Source organism: Myxococcus sp. MxC21-1 (assembly GCF_032612255.1).
Classification (GTDB): Bacteria; Myxococcota; Myxococcia; order Myxococcales; family Myxococcaceae; genus Myxococcus; species Myxococcus virescens.
This window is the reverse complement of the sequence record NZ_CP123278.1, coordinates 5785784-5806768: the sequence shown is the minus strand read 5'-3', so window position 1 is coordinate 5806768 and position 20985 is coordinate 5785784. Positions and strand designations below refer to the sequence as shown.

Genomic DNA, 20985 nt, shown 5'->3' with positions numbered 1-20985 from the left:
GCAGCCCGCGCTCCCGCTCAAGGCGGCCGCGAGCGCGATGACCACACCCCACCGGAGGTTCCGGCCGGCATTCCACACCCGACCGGCGCCTGTGTGTCCTAGCGCCAAGATTCGTATTCCTTGAAAGAACGCACGGGTCCTTACAACTTCCGTGCGAAGCGTAAACTGCCAGACAGGACGGACAGGATTCAAGCCACCCCCCAGATGGCGGTTCTCTGTCTGCTCCTAGTTCTCGGAAATCTTGGAGCCCTTGATGACGACGTCGCCCGTCGCGGTGACCTCGATCTTGGCGCCCTTGATGACCACGTCCCCGTTCTTCTTCACCTGGAGCGTGGCGGAGCCGACCTTGAGGGTGAACTGCTCCTGGGCAACCAGTGAGATTTCCTTGGCGGACAGGGTGTAGGCGTCCTTGGCGGCGTGGTTCACCTTGCCGGCCACGCTGACCAGCATGTCCTTGTCCACCTTGAGCGTGCGGGACTTACCCACCTCTTCGGAGAGGTCCCCGCCCACCTGGAGCGTGCGGGCGCCCTTGACCGTCTCTGACTTCTTGGCGCCGACGACCTCTACCTTGGCGCCGCCCACCTGTTCGGACTTGAGGCCGCCCACCAGCTCGTTGAAGGCCGCGCCCACGGTGACGGCGAGCGCGCCGCCCACGTTGAGCATCTTTCCCAGGGCCACCGTCTCCGCGGAGGCCATGGCCACCGTGAGGGCCTGGTTGCCGCTGACGCTGATGGACTGGTCCCCGGCCACCGCTTCGGTGTGGTTGCCACCCACGGTGGTGGAGCGGTTCTGCGTGACGGCCAGCGTCTGGTTGCCGGTGACGGTGCTGTCGTCGTTCTTCTTCACCAGCAGGGCCTGGTTGCCCTCGATGACGCGGGAGCGGTCCTTGCGCACCAGCAACGTCTCGTTGCCGCGGACCTCCTGCGTCTTGTCGTTCTCCACGACGATGTTGAAGTCCTTCTGCGCGTGCAGATAGACGAGCTCGCTGCCGGCCGCGTCCTCGAAGCGCAGCTCGTTGGAGCCCGCGCCGCCGGGGCTGGAGCTGGAGCGCAGCGTGCTCTGCGTCTTGTTGCCGGGCAGGTCGATGGGCGTCGGATTCGCCCCGTTGTAGACGCTGCCGGTGACGATGGGCCGGTCCGGGTCGCCCTCGAGGAACTCGACGACAACCTCATGGCCGATGCGTGGCAGGTACAGGGCGCCCCAGCCCGGGCCCGCCCAGGCCTGGCTGACGCGGATCCAGCAGGAGCTCTTGTCGTTGTTCTTGCCCTCGCGGTCCCAGTGGAACTGGACCTTGATGCGGCCGTGCTCGTCGGTGTGGATCTCCTCACCGCTGGGGCCCACCACGATGGCCGTCTGCGCGCCCGGAATCACCGGCCGGGGCGTCACGCGCGGTGGGCGGAAGGGCACCTCCGCGGGCTGGCAGAGGAATTCGTTGCGGTAGTCCTCCCGGCTGCGCAGCGAGCCCTGCTCGATGCTCAGCGCTTCCGACTGGTGGCCCAGGTGCCGCACGGAGACGGGCAGGTACTTGCGGTTGGCGGCCTCGTCCGGGTGCTCCGCCAGCTCAAAGGAGTGGCCCACGCAGATTCGGCGGCTGTAGCTGGCGCCCGTCACCGTCTCCGCCCGAGCGCGCAGCTCCTCCAGGCGCACCTTCGCCAGGCTGCGGCCGGGCGCGGGCTCCTCATAGCGGCCGGGGTAGTCGTAGATTTCGAGCGCGGCCTCGCCGTCCTCCGCCTCGGAGCTGGCACCCAGGTCCTGGGCGGGACGCAGGAAGTTGTAGTCGCGCAGGGCCACCGCGCCGGGCTGCACCTCCATGCGGGAGACCAGTTCGTGGACGTACTCCTGCGAGGCGACCATCTGGCTGCGCTCGCGGAAGACAAGCTTGGATTCGCCCTGCATCTCGGGATTGGCGGAGGCGCCGTCGCCAATCACCATCATGTGGGCGTCCTCGCCGTGCTCGAAGAAGTAGAAGATGCCTTCTTCCTCCAGGAGGCGGGACACGAAGTCGAGGTCGGACTCGCGGTACTGCACGCAGTAGTCGCGCTTGGGGTACGTACCGGTGAGCGCAAGCCGGTGTTCCACCTTGGCCTCGTCCAGCACCTTGTGGACGATGTCCGGGACGGTCATCTCCTGGTAGATGCGGCTCTTGCGGCGGTGGCGGAGCGTCCACAGCCGCGGCACCACGGTGGCGCGGTAGCGGCGGCGCTCCGGGCCGTTGCCTTCATCCCACCGTGACATCCGTGACACGATGCCGTGGAAGAAGCGCGCGGTGCCGTCTCCGAGCATGATGGTGAGCCGGGCATCCTGACCCAGCAGCGCCTTCTCATCCACGTCCACGTCCGGCCGGGCGGCGAGCGCCACCTCCACCGCGTAAGGCTGGGACAGCGTCTCCTCGGCTTCAAATCCAAGGACGGCCAGCTCTCCGGCGGTGAAGGAACCTGCCTGGAACTCGAACTCAGCCTGGTTGGCTTTCAAGGCGGCGTTCGCGATCATCCACAGTCCCCCAGCGCAGGGCCTCGTCCATGGGATTTGGCCCGATTGTGGTGCGGCAGCATGCCACGAATTGGCGTACCAGGGGGGCCTGACACGAAATTTTCATTGCGGACGTGCGCTGGCGCTGGGGCCACCCCATTCCAGGTCGGACTTCGGTGTAGAGTGGAAAAGGGGGGCTGGCTTGAAACTGCGGGTCTTCCCGGGGTACCCAGACGGCTTCGGGGAGAACCATGAGAAGAAAAGAGCTCCTGCACCGCGGGCTCGCGCTGGCACTCGCGCTGACGTCGCTGTCCGCGGGGGCGCAGGAAGCACCCGTGTTGCGAGGCTTCGACCTGGAGCGCCTGGAGCTGAATCCCGGCGCGGAGGGTTCGCTCCTCGTCGGCATGGGCGAACTGCTTCCCGTAGGGGCGTTCCGCGCGACGGTGATGATGCACTACGCGCATCAGCCGCTCGTCTACATGGACAACCTCATTCGCGAGCAGCCCGAGGTGGCCATCGTCTCTGGACGCACCACGGCGCATCTGGCCGCCGCGTATGCCCCGTTGGACTGGCTTCAGGTGGGCTTGCAGGTTCCCATGGTGGCTTTCCAGGGCGGTGATGACGTTGGCATGGCGCGTTATGGGATTGCCGTGCCCGCCAGTCAGGCGCTGTCCACGCCGGTGGTGAGCGCGCGCTTCGGCTTGCTGAGGCAGACGGAAGCGGGTGGGGTGGACCTGGCCTTGGATCTGGCGGCGGGGCTGCCGCTGGGCAGCGAGGGGGCCTTTGCCCGCGATGATGGCGGGCTCCGCTTGTCGCCGCGGGTGATGGTGGGACGGCACTTCGGCTTCATCCGCGCGGGCCTGGAGGTTGGCTATCTGCAGCGCCCTCGCGTGCTGCTGACGGACCGCACGGGCGAAACCGAGGATGAGGTGGGCCAGGAACTGCGCCTGGGCGTGGCGTTGGCCACGACGGGAAAGCGGTTGCGCTGGGAGCTCAACGTGCGGGGCATGGTGCCGCTGACGGATCAGCCGACCTCCCTGGAAGTGCTGCCCGGTGCGCGCTACCTGGTGGGCTCGTCGCTGGAGATGTTCGCGCTGGCGGGTGTCGGTGTGGGCGCCGCGCCGGGGACACCGCTGTTCCGGCTGATGGTGGGCGGGGCCTTTGGCAACGTGACGCCGCCGCGTGGCCCGGGCGAGTCTTCCGTCCGCTGTGAGATGGGGCTTCCGCCCGATGCGAAGATTCACGAGTGCCCGGACATGGACGAGGACGGCGATGGCGTGCGCAACGCCGACGACAAGTGCCCGCTCGTTCCAGGAGACGTGGCGCGCCAGGGCTGCTCGGCGCAGGACACGGATGGCGACGGAATCGAAGACATGTTGGACGGCTGCCCGTTGGAGCACGGTCCCGCCGCGCGCCAGGGCTGCCCCATTCCGGACCAGGACGGTGACGAGGTCCCCGACGAAATCGACAGTTGCCCGTCGGACCCGGGGCCCGCGGACAACCGGGGCTGCCCGGTGCGGGACACGGACGGTGACGGCATCGACAACGACAAGGACGAGTGCCCGAACGAGGCCGGTCCCATCGAGCGCAATGGCTGCCCGGAGTCGGACTCGGACAAGGATGGCGTGCCCAACCGCGCGGACAGCTGTGTGAATGAGCCGGGGGACGCCAAGAACCTGGGCTGCCCGCTGCACATCCTGCCGCTGGTGGAGATTCGCCCGGACCGCCTGGTGGTGATGGGCAAGGTCTTCTTCGAGCCGACGCAGGCACGCATCCAGAAGCGCTCCTATGAATTGCTGGATTGGGTGGCGCGCGTCATCCGGGAGCACCCGGAGATTCCGCTCGTCGTGGTGGGCGCGCACACGGACGACCGGGGCTTCCCGGACGACAACCGCCGCCTGTCGCAGGGGCGTGCGGAGGCCGTGCGCCAGTACCTCATCGGCCGGGACATCGCGCCCGAGCGGCTGAAGGCCCTGGGCTACGGCCAGGAGCGCCCCATCGACAGCAACGCGACGTCGAACGGCCGTGAGAACAACCGCCGCGTGGAGTTCCTGCTGGCGGACCCTCAGCAAGACAAGTCCGAGCGCGGTCAGCGCTGACGTGCGCCTCCGCGGAGAACCATCTCGATGAGAACGAATGCTCTGACGAAGGTGCTGATGGTGGCCGTGGGGCTCTGGGCCCTGCCGGCCCTGCCGGGTCCGGATACCTATCTGGTGGGGAATGGCCAGGATGGCGCCCGGAATATCAGCGGCGGGCCGGGTGGCACGGTCATCAACAACTACGCCCAGGTCCTGGCGCCGGTGGCACCGGGTGACATGACCATCAAGACGGCACTGGGGACCGGCACATCCGAGACACCCCCCATCCTCGACTTCAGTGGGCCGAGGGGGGGCACCGACACCGAGGGTGACCTGGTGTTGATCATCCAGACCACTGGGGTGGTGCCAGTGACGGTGCCGGGCAACTCCGGGCCCATCTACCTCGAAGGAGGAGCCGTGGGCCGGTGGGAGCTGGCACGTCTGACAAACGTCATCACGGACGTGGAAGAGGAGGAACTCACCCTGACGCTGGACCGGCCGCTGAAGCACTCCTACGCGGCGGAAGTCACGCAGGTGGTCCGGGTGCCGGAGTTCACGACGCTGACCGTGAGCGCCAACGCGAAGGTGCGCGCCAAGGCCTGGGACCCTGAGCGCCGGACCGGTGGCATCCTGGCTTTCGTGGCGAATGGGGCCGTGACCCTGAACAGTGGCAGTGAACTCAGCGCGGAGGGGGCGGGGTTCCGGGGGGGCAAGTACGAAGCCGACACGGCGCTCAACGGGCAGACCCCGTATGTCGGATGCCCTGTGGGTTCAGATCCCATCGAGACGAAAGCGAGGTCAGGCGAGGGCATCGACGTGACGCACCCCAATGCGCGGGGCGTTGAAAACGTCGCCAATGGCGGCGGTGGTGGCGTCTGTGTCCGAGCAGGTGGCGGCGGCGGCGGGAACGCGGGGGCTGGCGGTTGGGGAGGGAACGCGTCCGACGGAGGACGGCAAGTGGCGAGGGGGCTGGCGGCGCGGCCCTGAGCTTCTCACCGCTGACGCATCTGCTCATGGGCGGAGGAGGCGGGGCGGGGCATGGCCGGAGCGGGTCGGCGGCATCGGACGGAGGTCATGGCGGCGGCATCATCTTTGTTCGCGCCCGCTCCGTGGGGGAACGGGTGGCGCGTTCAACGCATCGGGGCACGTGGGTGGGCGTAACGTAGCGGAAGGCGCGGGTGGGGGCGGGGCGGGTGGCACCATCTATGTCCGGACGGTCGCGCAAGTCGCATGCGGAGCGGCCAACTACCTCAACGCCGGCGGTGGCGCTGGCGGCGACACGAACGACGCCGATTCAGCTTTGCGCGGCCCTGGTGGCGGTGGTGGTGGCGGCAGAGTTCTGGTTCAGGCAACGAGTGCGAATGCGTGCGCGGTGTCGGTCAACGTGGCGAACGGCGTCGCGGGCAGCGCGGTCGATGGTAGCCGCTTTGATGCCACACCCTCGAACAATGCGTTTCCCCATACGGGCATTGCCACGCTCATGCATTCAGCACTGGCTGCACCGGACGAGCCAGAGATTGTTCCCGCCACGAATGTGACGACGAACAATCCTTTGCCCACGCTGACGGGAACGGGCGTGCCAGGGACCGAAGTGGTGATCTACGAGTGGGTTGCTGGGCGAGTGACAGGCCCGGAATATGGCCGTGCCGCCGTCGGTACGACGGCAGGTGCTGCATCGTTCGCTGTGACGCTCAACCGGGCGTTGCGAACCGGCAACACGACGCTGGTGGCCGTCACGGAAGCCCAGGGGATTCAAGGGGAGGAGAGCAACCCGGTCATCTACACTGTTGATACCACCGCGCCTGACACGCATTTCACGCCGAACGGTACTCCCGCGTCTCCATCCCGTTTCTCGACAGTGACGTTCCAGTTCGCGTCGAATGAGACCTCGGGCGTGACCTTCCAGTGCATCCTCCAGGAAGGCACTGTGACCGCACCACCCGCGGTGACTTCACCGGAGTGGCAGGATGGTTCGTGCTCTGCGGCGGGGAGCCATACGACGACCTCCTTGGCGGATGGCGAGTCCTACACGTTCTGGGTTCGGGCAAAGGATGCGGCGCAGAACGTCGATACGACGCCCGCTCGGCATGTCTGGCGGGTCGACCTGTCTCGGCCCAATACGCGGTTTGCTATGGGGGGGACGCCTCGCTCGGACTTCAACGAGGCGGTCGCGCTGTTCCGGTTCGAATCGGACGAGTCCCCCGTCACGTATGAGTGCATCCTGGCTTCACCACAAGAGTTGGAGCGCCCCGCTGAGAGCGACAGCCGGTGGGCACCGTGCAGCAATCCATACTTCACGTCCGCGCGGGGCGATGGCAGCACCAATTCGCTGTGGGTTCGCGCCAAGGACGAAGCGGGCAATGTCGACGACGCGCCTCCGGGACATCCCTGGACGGTGGACCTGACGCGGCCGGACACGCGGCTGACAGGGACGCTGCCGGCGGCGGTGAACAACGCGGACTCGGTGGTCTTCACGTTCCAGTCGGAGCCGGTGGGTGACGCGAGTGACTTCGAGTGCAGCCTGAACGGGGTGGACTTCGATGGTTGTGAGAGCGGGGACTCCTTCCCGACGCCAGGCGACGACGCGGCATTCACATTCCTGGTGCGAGCCCGTGACGCGGCGGGCAACGTGGACCCGACGCCCGCCACTCATTCGTGGTGGAAGGACAAGATTCGCCCCACCACGACGTTGACTGCTTCCGTGGGCACGTTGAGCAACGAGCCTCGAGCGGGCTTCGAGTTCGACTCGAACGAGAATCCTGTGACGTTCCAGTGCGTCCTGGATGAATCGGCGACGACCCAGGCGCCCGCGGAGGGCAGCTCGCAGTGGCAGGACTGCGCGGCGTCCTACCTGACGCGCGTGCTGACCGACGGTACCTATACGCTATGGGCGAGGGCCAAGGATGTGGCGGGGAACGTGGACAACAATCCTCGCCACCACACCTGGACGGTGGACCTGACGCGGCCGGATACGCGGCTGACAGGGACGCTGCCGGCGGCGGTGAACAACGCGGACTCGGTGGTCTTCACGTTCCAGTCGGAGCCGGTGGGTGACGCGAGTGACTTCGAGTGCAGCCTGAACGGGGCGGACTTCGATGGTTGTGAGAGCGGGGACTCCTTCCCGACGCCAGGCGACGACGCGGCATACACGTTCCTGGTGCGGGCCCGTGACGCAGCGGGCAACGTGGACCCGACACCCGCCACTCATTCGTGGTGGAAGGACAAGATTCGCCCCACCACGACGTTGACTGCTTCCGTGGGCACGTTGAGCAACGAGCCTCGAGCGGGCTTCGAGTTCGACTCGAACGAGAGTCCTGTGACGTTCCAGTGCGTCCTGGATGAATCGGCGACGACCCAGGCGCCCGCGGAGGGCAGCTCGCAGTGGCAGGACTGCACGGCGTCCTACCTGACGCGCGTGCTGACCGACGGTACCTATACGCTATGGGCGAGGGCCAAGGATGTGGCGGGCAACGTGGACAACAATCCTCGCCACCACACCTGGACGGTGGACCTGACGCAGCCGGATACGCGGCTGACAGGGACGCTGCCAGCGGCGGTGAACAACGCGGACTCGGTGGTCTTCACGTTCCAGTCGGAGCCGGTGGGTGACGCGAGTGACTTCGAGTGCAGCCTGAACGGGGTGGACTTCGATGGTTGTGAGAGCGGGGACTCCTTCCCGACGCCAGGCGACGACGCGGCATTCACATTCCTGGTGCGAGCCCGTGACGCGGCGGGCAACGTGGACCCGACGCCCGCCACTCATTCGTGGCGGAAGGACAAGATCCGCCCCGATACGATCTTGAACACCACGGTAGGCACGTTGAGCAACGCCCACCAGGCGCTCTTCACCTTCTCTTCTGCTGCGGACGACGTGGTGGGCTACCAGTGTGTCCTGGATTCGTCACCACCCCCTGTTCCCGAGGCGCCTGCGGAGGTGAGCCCACTTTGGGTGGATTGTGCGTACTCCTACCTGACGCCGCCGTTGCAAGACGGTGACTACAGGTTGTGGGTACGTGCGAGAGACGCCGCGGGGAACGTGGACAACGATCCTCGCCACCACGATTGGACGGTGGACCGGACGCCGCCGGAGACGCAGATTGACTCAAAGCCTGCCATCTTGACGAACAAGCTGGTCGCGACGTTCGAGTTCTCTTCGGTGGAGCCCGGCGTCCAATTTGAATGCAGTTATGATGGGAGCGACTACTTCTCGTGTGTCAGTCCTTATGGATTGCCCAATGACCAATACCCGCTCATCAGCGAGGGGGAACATCAGTTTCTCGTCCGGGCCATTGATGCGGCGGGAAATCGTGACTTGATTCCGGCTGCGCACTCGTGGTCCGTCGCGGTGGGGGAAGTCATGACGTTCATCAAGGCTGTCATGTTGGGCGAGTTCACCCAGGAAACGATTGCGCGGTTCCAGTTTTCCTCGAACCTGTCCAACGTCGTCTACACATGTGAGTTGGACGGAGCAGTTGATCAGAATTGCGCTACTTCGGCGAACCCCGAGAGGATGTTTGATAACCTGTCGGAGGGAACGCACACCTTGAGTGTCTTTGCGGCGGAGGGGGAGTTCCGGGACCTGTCGCCCGACTTGTTCACTTGGACCGTCGATTTGACCCCGCCTGTGGTGCCGAACATCACGAGCCCTGCCGCAGATGGCATGTTCATCAAGGAACGCTCTCCCTTCTTCCAGGGATTGGTTCCAAATGATGACTCCCTCAAGGCGGGCACCGTCGACGTTTATCGTGGCACGCAGCTCGTGCACTCGGTGGTCATTGAGGGCGCCGGCTCGGTCTGGAGCTTCACTCACCCGGTGGCCCTGCCTGACGGCGAGCACACGTTGCTTTTCTCTTTCAAGGACCGGGCAGGAAACGTTGGCCCCACGACGAGCCGGTTCTTCATTATCGATGCGATCAAACCGGTGACGACGCTTACCGTGAAGCCCAATGGCTTGACGAATCAGACCCAGGCGACGTTCGAGTTCGCGTCCAATGAGGAGGGGTCGACTTTCGCGTGCAGCCTGAATGGCTCGGACTTCAGTGCCTGCACCTCGCCGTACTCTGTTTCGGTAGGGGATGCGACGCATCTGTTCTCCGTTCGTGCCATCGACCGGGCTGGTAATGTGGCGGACGAGGCCGGCACCCATACCTGGCGCGTGGACACTGTGGAGCCGAGCACCAGCATCGTCGAGAAGCCGGTGGTCGACACCAATGCCCCGCAAGCCGACTTCCGCTTCGAGTCCAACGAAGCGCCCATCTGGTTCGAGTGCAGCCTGGATGGTGCCCCCTTCGCGGACTGCTCCTCGCCGTATCCGGTGAACGAGCTGGCCGAAGGTGAGCACCGCTTGGCGGTCCGGGCCCGCGATGAAGCGACCAACGTGGACACCACACCGGAAGTCTATGTCTGGAGGGTGGACATGACGCCTCCGTTGGCGCCGGAAATCACCGCGCCGGCCCCTGAGGGGGTCGTGGGTTCTCTGACGCCGACCTTCCAGGGCAGCGCAGAGCCGGGGAGTCAGGTGGTGCTCTTCATTGACGGCGTCGAGCGCGGTGTCGCGCCCGTGGAGCCATCCGGGCAGTGGCGTCTGACCCTCACCACGGCCATCAGCGAAGGGCCTCACACGGTCAGCGCGCTGGCGCGCGATGCGGCCCAGAACATGGGCCCCGAGTCGCAGGCGTCCTCGTTCACGGTGGATCCGTCCATCAACATCATCCGTCGGGTGAGCTCGCGAGGCGGCGGATTGAGCTGTGCCGCGGGTGGCGAAGGGCATGTCCCCTTGATGCTCATGGGCTGGGCAGGATGGGGCCTGATGGCCGCCAGGCGGCGGCGCGTGTGAGCAGGCGGGCTTCATCCCACCCCGCTGGGATGAGACGTCTTCTGGCGTCCGTTGTGGGATTGCGTGCTTGCTTCGGCGGTGGACTTCGGCTACTTGTGGCCCCGCTTCAGCCGAAAGGCGGTTGCGCGATTAGCTCAGCTGGATAGAGCGTTGGCCTCCGGAGCCAAAGGCCGCAGGTTCGAATCCTGCATCGCGCACTGGTAGAAGGGCCTGGAATCATTGGGGAATTTCCCCGCTGATTCCGGGCCCTTCGCTTTTCTGGCGGGTGTTCGCCGTAGAGGCGCTCCGCGTCACCTTCTGGACCTGGCTCGACGTGGCATCCGGCTGGGGCAGCCCGTATCGGGGCGCTACCCGAGGCCGAGGCTGGCCACCTCCGAGTGGGGCCCACTTGACGTCAGGCGTGGGCCGCAGGGCGCCCGAACGAGCGATGCTCAGTGGCGACGCCGTGCAGCCCGATGGTGATGGGCGCGGCCAGCAGTCTGTCGGCGCGCCAGTTGCTGCCCGGTACTCTGGAGCCTGGAGAAGAGCATGCGAGCCAACTGCACGGATTCGAGCGTGCTTGGCAGGAGGCGCTGAAGCAATGCCGCCCCTCTTCGTGAGCGGGGCTCTACTCTGACAAGACGGGCTCCATGCCCTCGCTCATGGCTGCAATTGCGCAGGTGCGATGGGCAAAGGCCTCGCTTCAGGACTCTCGTAACGCATGGTCCGAAGAACGGGCAGCGCAGTTCAGGTGGGCGGTTGTCCTGCGCCAGGGCTGTGCGAGCACTTCCTCCTGAAGGGCAGGGTCCATGCAGCCTCTCTTCCCGGAGGCGGGCGTGATGCTGTAGGCCTGCGTTTCCCAGGGATGGGGGAGGACTGTCGTGATGAACGGACGAATCCGGTTTTTGGCCGCGGTGCTGCTGGGGCTGTTTGGCGGGATGGGATGTGGCGGTTCGGATGACCCGCCTCCCCAGGGACCGCAGGTGACAGTCCCTCAGGCGCCGACCCAGGTGGCGGCAGTGGCGGGGGACTCACAGGTCACGGTGACGTGGGCGGCGCCCGCGAACGACGGTGGCAGCGCGATTCTCGAATATGCGGTGCAGGTCTTCTCCGGGGAGACCGAGGTCCGGGTCGTGACCTTGCCGGCGTCCGCGACCCAGGCACTCATCCCTGACCTGACCAACGGCACGGCCTACACGTTCAGCGTGCTCGCGGTGAACGACCGGGGCCGTGGTGCTGCGTCCACGCGCACGGCCCTCGTCACGCCGCACGTGACGCCCGGCGCGGTGAGCAACCTGGTGGCCGTGCCTGGGAACCAGGAGGTCGTGCTGACGTGGGAGGCCGCCGATAGCAAGGGCATGGCCCTGACCGGCTACGTCATCACCGTGCGGGCCGAGGATGCGGGGGCTGAGGCCGAGCCGGTGACCGTCACCGTCACGGAGACGCAGGCCACGTTGGCCTCGTTGTCGAATGGGACGGCGTACACGTTCACTGTCGTCGCCAACAACGGACATGCGAAGGGGGCTGGGATTTCCGTCTCCTCCACACCCTTCACGACGCCAGGGGCTCCCACGCTGACGGCCAATCCGTACACGGAGCGCGTGTTCTTGCGCTGGACCGCCGAGGACACGGGAGGCCGTCCCATCACCGGCTATCTGGTGACGGTGTACCTGAACGACGAGGTCCTGCGGACCGTGGAGACGACCGAATTGACGTTGAACGTGACGGGGTTGCTCAACGCGACGACCTATCACTTCACGGTCGTCGCCCAGAACGAGGCGGGGTGGGGTACCGTCTCAGAGCGCATCGTGAGCATGCCATCCCGACGTCCGTCAGCGCCGCGCAATGTCACCTGCGATACCTCGGACGGGAACATCACCTTCGCCTGGACGCCGCCCGAGTTCGACTATGGGCACCCGGTGGTGGACTACCGTATCGAGACGTTGCTCGGCGGCAATTACACCGCGTGGTTCACCACCGAGCTGCGCTACGTCCTCCCGGAGATTCCTCGCGAAGGGAACCCCATGCGGTTCTATCTCGTCGCCCGGAGTGCGTTTGGGGCTGGAGATTCCGTGGAACTCTACTGCTACTTTGACTCGCTGCGCCCCTGAGGCCGCGCCGTACCTCCCGACGCCTTTGGCCTCCGGAGCCAAAGGCCGGGGGTTCCAGGCTTCACGCCTCCGCCGGCTCCTCGCGCTGCGGCAGGTGGAAGCGCACGGTGTCCACGCGGCGGGGAGAGGACTCCACCACCTCCAGGATGAGTCCTCCCTCCGTCTGGACCTTGGTGCCCGGCTCGGGGATGGCGCCGCCGGACAGGGCGATGCACAGGCCGGCCACCGTGGCGTAGTCCTGGTCCTCGTCCAGGTCCAGGGACAGCTCCCGGTTGACGTCGCGGATGCTCGCGGTGCCGAGCACCAGGGCGGTGTTCGGCCCCTCGCGCTTGACGTACTCCTCCGGCACCTCGGACTCGCTGAGGATGTCGCCCACCAGCTCCTCCACGAGGTCCTCCACGGTGACGAGCCCCACCACACCGCCGCGCTCGTCCACCACCACCGCCAGCTGCATGCGTCGCCGCTGAAGCTCCTTGAGTGCGTCCATCGCCCGCATCGTCTCCACGACGAAGAAGGGCGGACGCATCACGTCCTCCAGGATGATGAGGTTGCCCTCCCAGGCCACCCCCAGCAGGTCCTTGGCGATGACGTAGCCGACGATGTTGTCCAGCGTGCCCTCGTACACCGGCATGCGCGAGTGGCCGCCCTCCAGCAGGACGCGGCGAATCTCCTCCGGACTGGAGTGCCGCCGCAGGGCCACCATCTCGTCCCGGGCCACCGACAGCTCGCCCACCGTCACGTCGCCCATCTCGAAGGCGCGTGATGCAATTTCGCCGGCGTGCGGATCCAACGTGCCCTGCTTCGCCGCCTCCTCCACCAGCTGCTGGAGCTCCTCCGCGGACAGGCGGCCTTCGGTGAAGTTCGTCCGGTCGCCGAACAGGCGCAGCACCACGTTGGAGCTGGCGGTGAGGAACCACACCACCGGCTGCATCAGCCACGCCAGGCCGCGCAGAGGCCGGCCGATGAGCAGCGCATAGCGCTCGCCGGCACGCAGCGCGAGCGACTTGGGCACCAGCTCGCCCAGCACCAGCGAGAGGTAGGAAACGAAGGCCACCACGCCCGCCAGGGCGACTTCGTCCGCTTGCTGCTCGGGCACTCCCAGTCTCGTGAGGAAGTCACCCAGACGCGTGGCGATGCTCGCGCCACCGAACGCGGCCGCCGTGGCGCCGATGACGGTGATGCCAATCTGCACCGTGGCCAGGAAGCGCTCAGGGTTGCCGCGCAGGGCCTCCACTGCTTTCGCGGAGGTGCTGCCTTCTTCAATCAGTTCCCGCAGCCGCGTCCGGCGGACAGAGATGATGGCCAGCTCCGCACCGGCGAAGATGCCGTTGGCCAGGACCAGCAACAGGATGATGAGAAGCTCGGTGACGATAATGGCCCTCCTCTCAGGGGCCCTCTACCCTATACGCCGGAGGCGGGCTGCTCACTCACCAAGTGACTGCAAGAGGAGCGACAATTGGTCGCGGCTCGCACCTTTTGGAAGGTAGTAGTGTGGCCCCGAGAGCAGGGCACTGCCTACATCCTGCGCCGCCGCGGACGTCAGGAAGACGATGCGGGGATGCGGCCCGCGTGGCAGATGCTCCACGACCTCCAGCCCGGACATGCCCGGCATGTTGAGGTCCAGCAGCATCACCCCGTAGCGTCCGCCGCGCCTCAGCGTCTCCAGGGCCTCCTGCCCATCCGAGGCCTCGGTCGTCTCGTAGCCAAGGTCCTCCAGGCTGAGCCGGAGGAACTCCCTCCAGTCCGCGTCGTCATCGACGACCAAGACCCTTCTTGCGCCGTTATCCGTTGCCAGTCGCGCCAATCGTCCTCCCCCGACCTGAGATGAACGCTGCTGAAGGGCGCCATCATTCTCCGCGAGCGGCGACATGGTGCTCGCCGCAGCATGCGGGCAGGCAGGCCCTGGAAGGGCGCGTCGCCGGTCAGCCCGCGAGGATGCGGTCACCCTGGGGCAGCGCGGGCTCGGACGTCAGGCCTGCCGTGCGCACCGGCATCAGCCGGGTGCCCCGGCCCACGCGCAGCCGGGTGCCGCGCCAGTTCACGGTGCGGGAGAAGAGCGCGTAGCTCCAGGCCGCGAAGAGCAGGGTGTCCTTGGCGAAGACGGCGGGCACCGCGTCCCACGACAGGGCCTGCGGCCGCAGGGCGCGCACGGTGGAGAGGTCCACCGCGACCTTGCCCAGGGCCACCCCCAGGCAGAGCGCCGCGGTGTCCGAGGAGGGGCCAGCATCGCGCCCAGCAGGGCCAGCGGCGTGGGGTTCAGCAGGGCCTGGGCGGTACGTGCCCGGAGACACCGCGGTCCGGTGAATCACGCTCCAGCGCAGATAGCGCTGGAAGAAGGACAGGACGCTCTTGCGCAGCGACACGTTGAACACGGGCGTGTGCGCCATCACCACGCGCCGGCCCAGCTTCCGCGTCACCCACTGGCCGATGACGTAGTCCTCCGCCAGCACATCCTTCACGGAGAAGAAGCCCCCCAGCGCGTCCACATCCTCGCGGCGCAGCGCCATGGACTTGCCCACCACGATGTCCCGGCCCGCCAGCCGCTTGGCGGCAATCATCCCCGCCGCCGCGCTGGCACCCAGGTGCAGGTTGTCCAGGAGCGAGCCGAAGGTGCGCTCGCCCATGCCCGCCACTGGGTGGGTGACACAGCCCACCTCCGGGTCCTCGAAGGCCTGGGCAATCTCCTCCAGGTAGCCCGGCGCCACCCGCGTGTTGCTGTCGCTGATGACCAGCACGTCGTAGCGCGCCCGGTCCGCCAGGGTGATGAGCTGGTTCACCTTCGGGTTGCGGCCCGGCTCGCCCTCCTGGACCTCCAGGCGCATGACGTGGGGCCAGCGGGCGACCGCCGCTCGGGCCACGGCGAAGGCCGGGTCCCTGGCGTCCTTGACGCCGAGCACCACCTCGTACGCGCCCGGGTAGTCCAGCCCCGCGAACTGCGCCAGGTTGGCTTCCAGGTCGTCATCCACGCCGCACAGCGGCTTGAGGATGGAGATGCCCGGGCGGGGCGTGCCCGGTTGCGCGGTGGGGGACGGCCCACGCCGGTGGCGCAGCACGAGCGCGAACTGGACGGTGAGGACGAACAATCCGAGGCAGGCGGCAAGCAGCAGGACGGTGGAGGCGAGCAACATTCGCGGGCAATCCCCGGGGCCGGTGCGCCGTCATGGCGCGACCACGGTTGCCACGCTAGAGGCCTTCCACGTCAGCCCCGCGAAGCGCCCGGGGCGGGCCGGGCAATTCGCGGTGACAGGGCGGTGAAGCCCTCGCCCGCGGCTTACTCCGCCAGGTTGCGGCTCTGCGGGTGGCGGATGTCCTTGCCGCGCACCATGTAGACGACCATCTCCGCCACGTTCATCGCGTGGTCGCCGATGCGCTCCAGGTGCTTCGCGATGAACATCAGCGCCGTGGCGCGGCGGATGTTGCGCGAATCCTCCATCATGTAGGCGAGGAGCTCGTTGAAGATTTTGAGGAAGAGGGCATCGAGCAAATCGTCGCCACGGAGCACCTCCTCCGCCTTGGCGACGTCGCTGGAGACGAAGGCGTCCAGCGACATGCGGACCTGCCGCTGGGCCAGCTCCGCCAGCCGTGGCGTGTCCACGTAGGGCGCCAGCGGGGGGGCCTGATTCAGGTCCATGGAGCGCTCGGCGATGTTCACCGCCAGGTCGCCGATGCGCTCCAGGTCGGTGACGATCTTCAGCGCCGTGGTGATGAGGCGCAAGTCGCTGGCGGCGGGCTGGCGCAGCGCCAGAATCTTCCGGCACAGCTCGTCGATGTCCACCTCCAGCCGGTTGACGTCCTTGTCGGCGGCGACGACCTTCTCGGCCAGGGTGCTGTCGCGGTCGGTGAGCGCCTTCATGCTCTGGACGATGAGGTTCTCCACCTTCGCGCCCATCGCGAGCAGCTTCTCCCGCAAATCCCTGAGGTCCGCCTCGAAGGCCTTGTCCGTATGCGTCGACGGCATGTGTCCGGTCCCCTTTTTCTTCCGCTCACCCGAACTTGCCGGTGACGTAGTCCTCGGTGCGCTTCTCTCGCGGGTTGGTGAAGATCTGCTCGGTGGGGCCGCATTCCACCAGCTCGCCCATGTAGAAGAAAGCGGTGCGGTCGCTGACGCGCGCGGCCTGCTGCATGTTGTGGGTGACGATGGCGATGGTGTACGTCGACTTGAGCTCGTGGATGAGCTCCTCGATTTTCGCGGTGGCGATGGGGTCCAGCGCGCTGGCGGGCTCGTCCATCAGCAGCACCTCCGGCTCCACCGCCATCGCCCGGGCGATGCACAGACGCTGCTGCTGGCCGCCGGACAGGCCCAGGGCGCTTTCGTCCAGCCGGTCCTTCACCTCGTCCCAGAGCGCGGCGCCGCGCAGTGACTTCTCCACGCGCGTGGCCAGCTCCGCCTTGTCCTTCATCCCACCCACGCGCAGGCCGTAGGCCACGTTTTCGAAGATGCTCTTGGGGAAGGGGTTGGACTTCTGGAAGACCATGCCCACGCGCCGGCGCAGGTCCACCACGTCCACGCCGCGGTCATGGATGTCCATGCCGTCCAGCAGGATGGTGCCCGAATGCGTGGTCCCGGAGATGAGGTCGTTCATCCGGTTGAGCGAGCGCAGGAAGGTGGACTTCCCGCAGCCGGAGGGGCCGATGAGCGCCGTCACCCGCCGGTCGAGGATGGCCAGGGACACCTTGTGGATGGCCGTCTTGGGGCCGTAGCGCAGGGTGAGCTCCCGCGCTTCCATCTTCGCTCGGGGATTCTGGGGTTGGAGGGACATGGCAGGCGTACCGTCAGTGGGCGCTGGCGGCCTTGCGGCGCGTGCGCGTCCGGATGATGACCGCGACGAGGTTGAGGGCGAAGGTGAGCGCCAGCAGCACCAGCACCGTCGCATACAGCGGACCACTGGCCTCCGTCACGTTCGGTGACTGGGTGGCCATGACATACGTGTGGTAGCCCAGGTGCATGAACTGGGAGTCCAGGTGCGTGGGCAGGTCCGGCAGGAAGTAGGCGGCGCCGGTGAAGAGGATGGGGGCGACTTCGCCCGCGCCGCGAGAGATGGCCAGCACCGCGCCGGTGAGGATGCCGGGCAGGGCGCCGGGCAGCACCACCCGCGCCAGCGTCTGTGACTGGGTGGCGCCCAGGGCCAGGCTGGCGGTGCGCTGCTCCAGCGGCACCGCGCGCAGCGCCTCCTCCGTGGAGACGATGACCACCGGCAGCGTCAGCACCGCCAGCGTCAGCGAGGCCCAGAGGATGCCCGGCTGGGCCCAGTGCATCTCCTCGTAGCCCAGCATCCGGTCCAGGTTGCCGCCGACGAAGAGGATGAAGAAGCCGAGCCCGAAGAGGCCGAAGACGATGGAGGGCACGCCCGCGAGGTTGACCACCGCCACGCGCACCCAGCGGGCGAAGCGTGACTCTGGCGGCGCGTACTCGTGGAGGTACACGGCGGTGAGCACACCCACCGGCATCACCGCCACCGTCATCAGGAGCGTGAGCGCGGCGGTGCCGAAGATGGCGGGGAAGATGCCGCCGCCCATCATGCCGTCGCTGGGGGGCTGGGTGAGGAAGGTCCAGGAGAGGTGACGGGCGCCGTTGCGCGCGACGTCCAGCAGGATGAGGGCCAGCATGCCCACGATGGAGAAGGCCGCGAGGGCCGTCAGTCCGGTGAGGCCCAGCCCCACCGCCCGGCGCGTGGTGTACTTCACGAGGCGCTCCCGGTCAGCCGCTGGAGGACCTTCTTCGTCCACGTGGAGGCGACCATGTTGAGGACGAAGGTGAAGATGAACAGCTCCACGCCGATGAAGAAGAGCAGGGAGTAGTGCGGGCTGCCCACCACCACTTCACCCATCTCCGCCGCGATGGTGGCCGACAGCGAGCGCGCCGAGTCCCCCAGGTTCCAGGACACGATGTCCGCGTTGCCTGATGCCATGAGGACAATCATCGTCTCGCCGATGGCCCGGCCGAAGCCCAGCACGCACGCGGCGAGGATGCCGGGGGCCGCCGCGGGCAGCACCACCTTCCACGCCGTCTCCCAGAGCGTGGCGCCCAGCGCCAGCGAGGCCTCGCGGTAGCTGCGGGGCACCGCGGTGAGCGCGTCCTCGGACACGGTGAAGATGACCGGGACGATGGCCAGCGCCAGCGCCAGCCCCGCAAGCGTGCCGTTGAGCGGCCGGTCCAGGTGGAACAGGTCCTTCACCACGGGGGACAGCACCATCAGCGCGAAGAAGCCCAGCACCACCGAGGGGATGCCGGCCAGCAGTTCGATGATGGGCTTGAGCAGCTCGCGCAGGCGGCGCGGGGCGAACTCCGCGACGAAGAGCGCGCTGAAGACGCCCATGGGCACCGCCACCAGCATGGAGACCAGGGTGATTTTCAGCGTGCCCACGAACAGCGGAATCATGCTGACCTTGGGCGTGTCCGACACGGGCTGCCACCGGAACGGGTAGCGGCCCTCCTGCGGCAGGAACATCTTGGCGAGGCTGGCTTCGTGGCGGGCGTCCGCGTCGGTGAAGAGCGTCAGCGCCTCCTTGGCCACGAAGACGATGATGAGGATGAGCGCGGCGATGCCCGTGAACGCCATCAGGGTGATGAAGCCCGCGACGGCCTTCTCCCGCAGTTGACGCCTCCGCGCCGCCGCGGACAGGCGCGGCGCGGCCACGACCCGCGTGAGACCTTGCTCCATGGTCGCCTGTCTATCCATAGGGATTCAGCGCCTCTTGTGACATTCGTGTGACGCTCCGTGGCTACTTCACGGGGAAGTAGCCGACCTGGGTGACGATGGCCTGACCTTCGGGGGAGAGCGCGAAGTCGATGAAGGCCTTGATGTCGCCGGTCGGCTCGGCGCGCAGGTAGAAGAAGAGGTCGCGCGCCAGCGGGTACTTGCCGCTCTTGATGTTGTCCGCGCTGGGGGCGATCTCCTCGTTGCCCTTCTTCACCTTCAGCTCCTTGATGCCCTCTGCGTATGCGGCGCCGCCGTAGCCCAGGCTGTTCTTCTCCTTGGAGACGGCGTTCACCACCGCGGCGGTGCCGGGCAGTGTCTGGATGGCGGGCGCGAAGTCCTCGCCGTCCAGCACCATGTCCTTCACGAAGACGTAGGTGCCGGAGGAGTTCTCCCGGGAGTACGCGACGATGGGCGCGTCCGCGCCACCCACCTGCTTCCAGGAGGTGATGTCGCCCACGTAGATCTTCATCAGCTGCTCGGTGGTGAGCGCGCTCACGGGGTTGCCCTGGTGGACGTAGAAGGTGACGCCGTCCTTGGCCACCGAGCGCTGCGCGGGCGGCGCCTTGTAGCGCGCGCGGAGCTTGTCGGCCTCCGCCTTCTTCATCTCCCGGCTGGACATGGCGATGTCCGTGGTGCCGTTCTGGAGCGCCGCCAGCCCCACGCCGGAGCCGCCGCCGGTGACCTGGACCTTGATGTTGGGGTTCTTCTTCATGAACGCCTCGGCCCAGCGCTGGCCGAGGATGACCATGGTGTCGGAGCCCTTGATGGTGACGGTGCCCGCCTGGGCAGCGGCGGGGAGCGCCAGGAGGAACACCGCGAGCAGGGGCTTGAGGAGCGATTTCATGGGGGACTTCTCGTGGCTGGAGGATGTGAATTGGAATCTGGACGCGGTGTGAGGCTTGCGCGAAGACGCCGCGCTTCTACGTGACGTGGGTGTCCGTTTCGCGTCCGCCACGTGACATCACCGTCACGTCGCTCAGCCCGCGGCTGGGTCCAGCATCCGGTAGCCGACACCGCGGACCGTCTCCAGCAGCGCGCGCGCCGGGCCCAGCTTGTCGCGCAGGCGCATGACGTGGGTGTCGATGGTGCGCGTCTCCAGGGAGGATGACAGGCCCCACACCTCTTCCAGCAACTGTTCACGTGTCTGCACCCGGCCCAGGCGGGCGAGCAGGTGCTCCAGGAGCCGGAACTCCAGCGCGGTGAGGGCCACCTCGCGCTCCTCCACGAAGAAGCGGTGGGACGCCACGTCCAGGCGAAGGGGCCCCAGCGCCAGCGGCGCCGTGCTCCCAGCCGAGGGCGCGCCGCGGCGGAGGATGGCCTTCAGCCGCAGCACCAGCTCCCGCACGCTGAAGGGCTTCACCACGTAGTCGTCCGCGCCCACCTCGAAGCCGCGGATGCGGTCGGACTCCTCGCCCTTGGCGGTGAGCATGACGATGAGGACGCCCCGGGACTGGGGGCTGGCCCGCAGCTGCCGGCAGACATCGATGCCGGACATGTCCGGTAGCATCAGGTCCAGCAGCACGAGGTCGGGGTTCTGCTCGCGCGCGGCCACCAGCGCTTCTTCGCCAGTATGGGACACGTGCGTGGTGAGGCCGGAACCCCGCAGGTTGAAATCAATGAGCTCCGCGAGGTCGCGTTCGTCGTCGATGATGAGGACATGGGGCATGGCGGGCCACCACTCTGCGCGCCCCCTTTTCCGAACGTGTGACGCATGTGCAACAACTTCGTCATGGGGGGGAACACGCGCGGGAGCGGGCGCCCCGGGGCGATGGCCGGCCCTCCAGCGGGCGGGCCCCCAGCCCGGTGGCCTG

General features: G+C 67.3%; 13 protein-coding genes, 1 tRNA gene and 1 pseudogene. 5 read left to right on the top strand and 10 right to left on the bottom strand.

From position 1 onward, the window contains the following. Positions 1 to 225 precede the first annotated feature (225 nt). Positions 226 to 2472: a type VI secretion system tip protein TssI/VgrG gene (gene tssI / locus QEG98_RS25585; RefSeq protein ID WP_316563147.1), complete on the bottom strand. Its 2247-nt coding sequence runs from the start codon at positions 2470 to 2472 to the stop codon at positions 226 to 228. Positions 2473 to 2720: 248 nt separating this feature from the next. Here tssI and QEG98_RS25580 point away from each other — a divergent pair, with 248 nt between their 5' ends. From QEG98_RS25580 to QEG98_RS25560, 5 genes are all read left to right on the top strand, one after another. Next, entirely contained in the window at positions 2721 to 4568 is a 1848-nt protein-coding gene (locus QEG98_RS25580; RefSeq protein WP_316563146.1) for an OmpA family protein, read from the top strand. Between the two features lie 27 nt (positions 4569 to 4595). Then, positions 4596 to 5534 (top strand): adventurous gliding motility protein AgmC, encoded by a 939-nt coding sequence (agmC, locus tag QEG98_RS25575; RefSeq protein WP_316563145.1) that lies wholly within the window; start codon positions 4596 to 4598, stop codon positions 5532 to 5534. Between the two features lie 493 nt (positions 5535 to 6027). Then, entirely contained in the window at positions 6028 to 10383 is a 4356-nt protein-coding gene (locus QEG98_RS25570) for an Ig-like domain-containing protein (RefSeq protein ID WP_316563144.1), read from the top strand. Positions 10384 to 10506: 123 nt separating this feature from the next. Then, positions 10507 to 10580: transfer RNA gene (locus QEG98_RS25565), tRNA-Arg, on the top strand. Between the two features lie 666 nt (positions 10581 to 11246). Then, the gene (locus QEG98_RS25560) at positions 11247 to 12473 is read left to right on the top strand and encodes a fibronectin type III domain-containing protein (protein WP_316567965.1); all 1227 of its coding nucleotides are present in this window, start codon (positions 11247 to 11249) and stop codon (positions 12471 to 12473) included. Between the two features lie 61 nt (positions 12474 to 12534). On the opposite strand, the gene QEG98_RS25555 is transcribed toward QEG98_RS25560, so the two are convergent. From QEG98_RS25555 to QEG98_RS25515, 9 genes and pseudogenes are all read right to left on the bottom strand, one after another. Beyond that, positions 12535 to 13818 carry a hemolysin family protein gene (locus tag QEG98_RS25555; protein WP_316563143.1) on the bottom strand — a complete coding sequence of 428 codons (1284 nt, stop codon included), beginning with the start codon at positions 13816 to 13818 and terminating at the stop codon, positions 12535 to 12537. A gap of 78 nt (positions 13819 to 13896) precedes the next feature. After that, positions 13897 to 14238, bottom strand: a complete 342-nt coding sequence (locus QEG98_RS25550; RefSeq protein WP_370527156.1) for a response regulator — start codon at positions 14236 to 14238, stop codon at positions 13897 to 13899. 157 nt (positions 14239 to 14395) lie between these two features. Continuing rightward, positions 14396 to 15601: pseudogene (locus QEG98_RS25545) on the bottom strand (ceramide glucosyltransferase). Between the two features lie 143 nt (positions 15602 to 15744). Then, complete coding sequence (gene phoU / locus QEG98_RS25540; RefSeq protein ID WP_090495544.1) at positions 15745 to 16431, bottom strand: phosphate signaling complex protein PhoU; 687 nt, start codon at positions 16429 to 16431, stop codon at positions 15745 to 15747. Positions 16432 to 16456: 25 nt separating this feature from the next. Next, positions 16457 to 17200, bottom strand: a complete 744-nt coding sequence (pstB, locus tag QEG98_RS25535; protein WP_222595301.1) for a phosphate ABC transporter ATP-binding protein PstB — start codon at positions 17198 to 17200, stop codon at positions 16457 to 16459. A 46-nt stretch (positions 17201 to 17246) separates the two neighbouring features. Beyond that, positions 17247 to 18158 carry a phosphate ABC transporter permease PstA gene (gene pstA, locus QEG98_RS25530; RefSeq protein WP_316563141.1) on the bottom strand — a complete coding sequence of 304 codons (912 nt, stop codon included), beginning with the start codon at positions 18156 to 18158 and terminating at the stop codon, positions 17247 to 17249. Next, complete coding sequence (pstC, locus tag QEG98_RS25525; RefSeq protein WP_244172302.1) at positions 18155 to 19135, bottom strand: phosphate ABC transporter permease subunit PstC; 981 nt, start codon at positions 19133 to 19135, stop codon at positions 18155 to 18157. The genes pstA and pstC overlap by 4 nt, the downstream gene beginning before the upstream one ends. 61 nt (positions 19136 to 19196) lie before the next feature. Further along, complete coding sequence (locus tag QEG98_RS25520; protein ID WP_201421307.1) at positions 19197 to 20018, bottom strand: phosphate ABC transporter substrate-binding protein; 822 nt, start codon at positions 20016 to 20018, stop codon at positions 19197 to 19199. A gap of 132 nt (positions 20019 to 20150) precedes the next feature. Then, entirely contained in the window at positions 20151 to 20840 is a 690-nt protein-coding gene (locus QEG98_RS25515; RefSeq protein WP_316563140.1) for a response regulator, read from the bottom strand. Positions 20841 to 20985: the final 145 nt, after the last annotated feature.

Excerpts from the sequence above, each read along its gene's own strand:
- QEG98_RS25580 (WP_316563146.1), top strand. The coding sequence starts at position 2,721 with ATGAGAAGAAAAGAGCTCCTGCACCGCGGGCTCGCGCTGGCACTCGCG.
- agmC (WP_316563145.1), top strand. The coding sequence starts at position 4,596 with ATGAGAACGAATGCTCTGACGAAGGTGCTGATGGTGGCCGTGGGGCTC.
- QEG98_RS25570 (WP_316563144.1), top strand. The coding sequence starts at position 6,028 with ATGCATTCAGCACTGGCTGCACCGGACGAGCCAGAGATTGTTCCCGCC.
- QEG98_RS25560 (WP_316567965.1), top strand. The coding sequence starts at position 11,247 with ATGAACGGACGAATCCGGTTTTTGGCCGCGGTGCTGCTGGGGCTGTTT.
- phoU (WP_090495544.1), bottom strand. The coding sequence starts at position 16,431 with ATGCCGTCGACGCATACGGACAAGGCCTTCGAGGCGGACCTCAGGGAT.
- pstB (WP_222595301.1), bottom strand. The coding sequence starts at position 17,200 with ATGGAAGCGCGGGAGCTCACCCTGCGCTACGGCCCCAAGACGGCCATC.
- pstC (WP_244172302.1), bottom strand. The coding sequence starts at position 19,135 with ATGGAGCAAGGTCTCACGCGGGTCGTGGCCGCGCCGCGCCTGTCCGCG.
- QEG98_RS25520 (WP_201421307.1), bottom strand. The coding sequence starts at position 20,018 with ATGAAATCGCTCCTCAAGCCCCTGCTCGCGGTGTTCCTCCTGGCGCTC.
- QEG98_RS25515 (WP_316563140.1), bottom strand. The coding sequence starts at position 20,840 with ATGCCCCATGTCCTCATCATCGACGACGAACGCGACCTCGCGGAGCTC.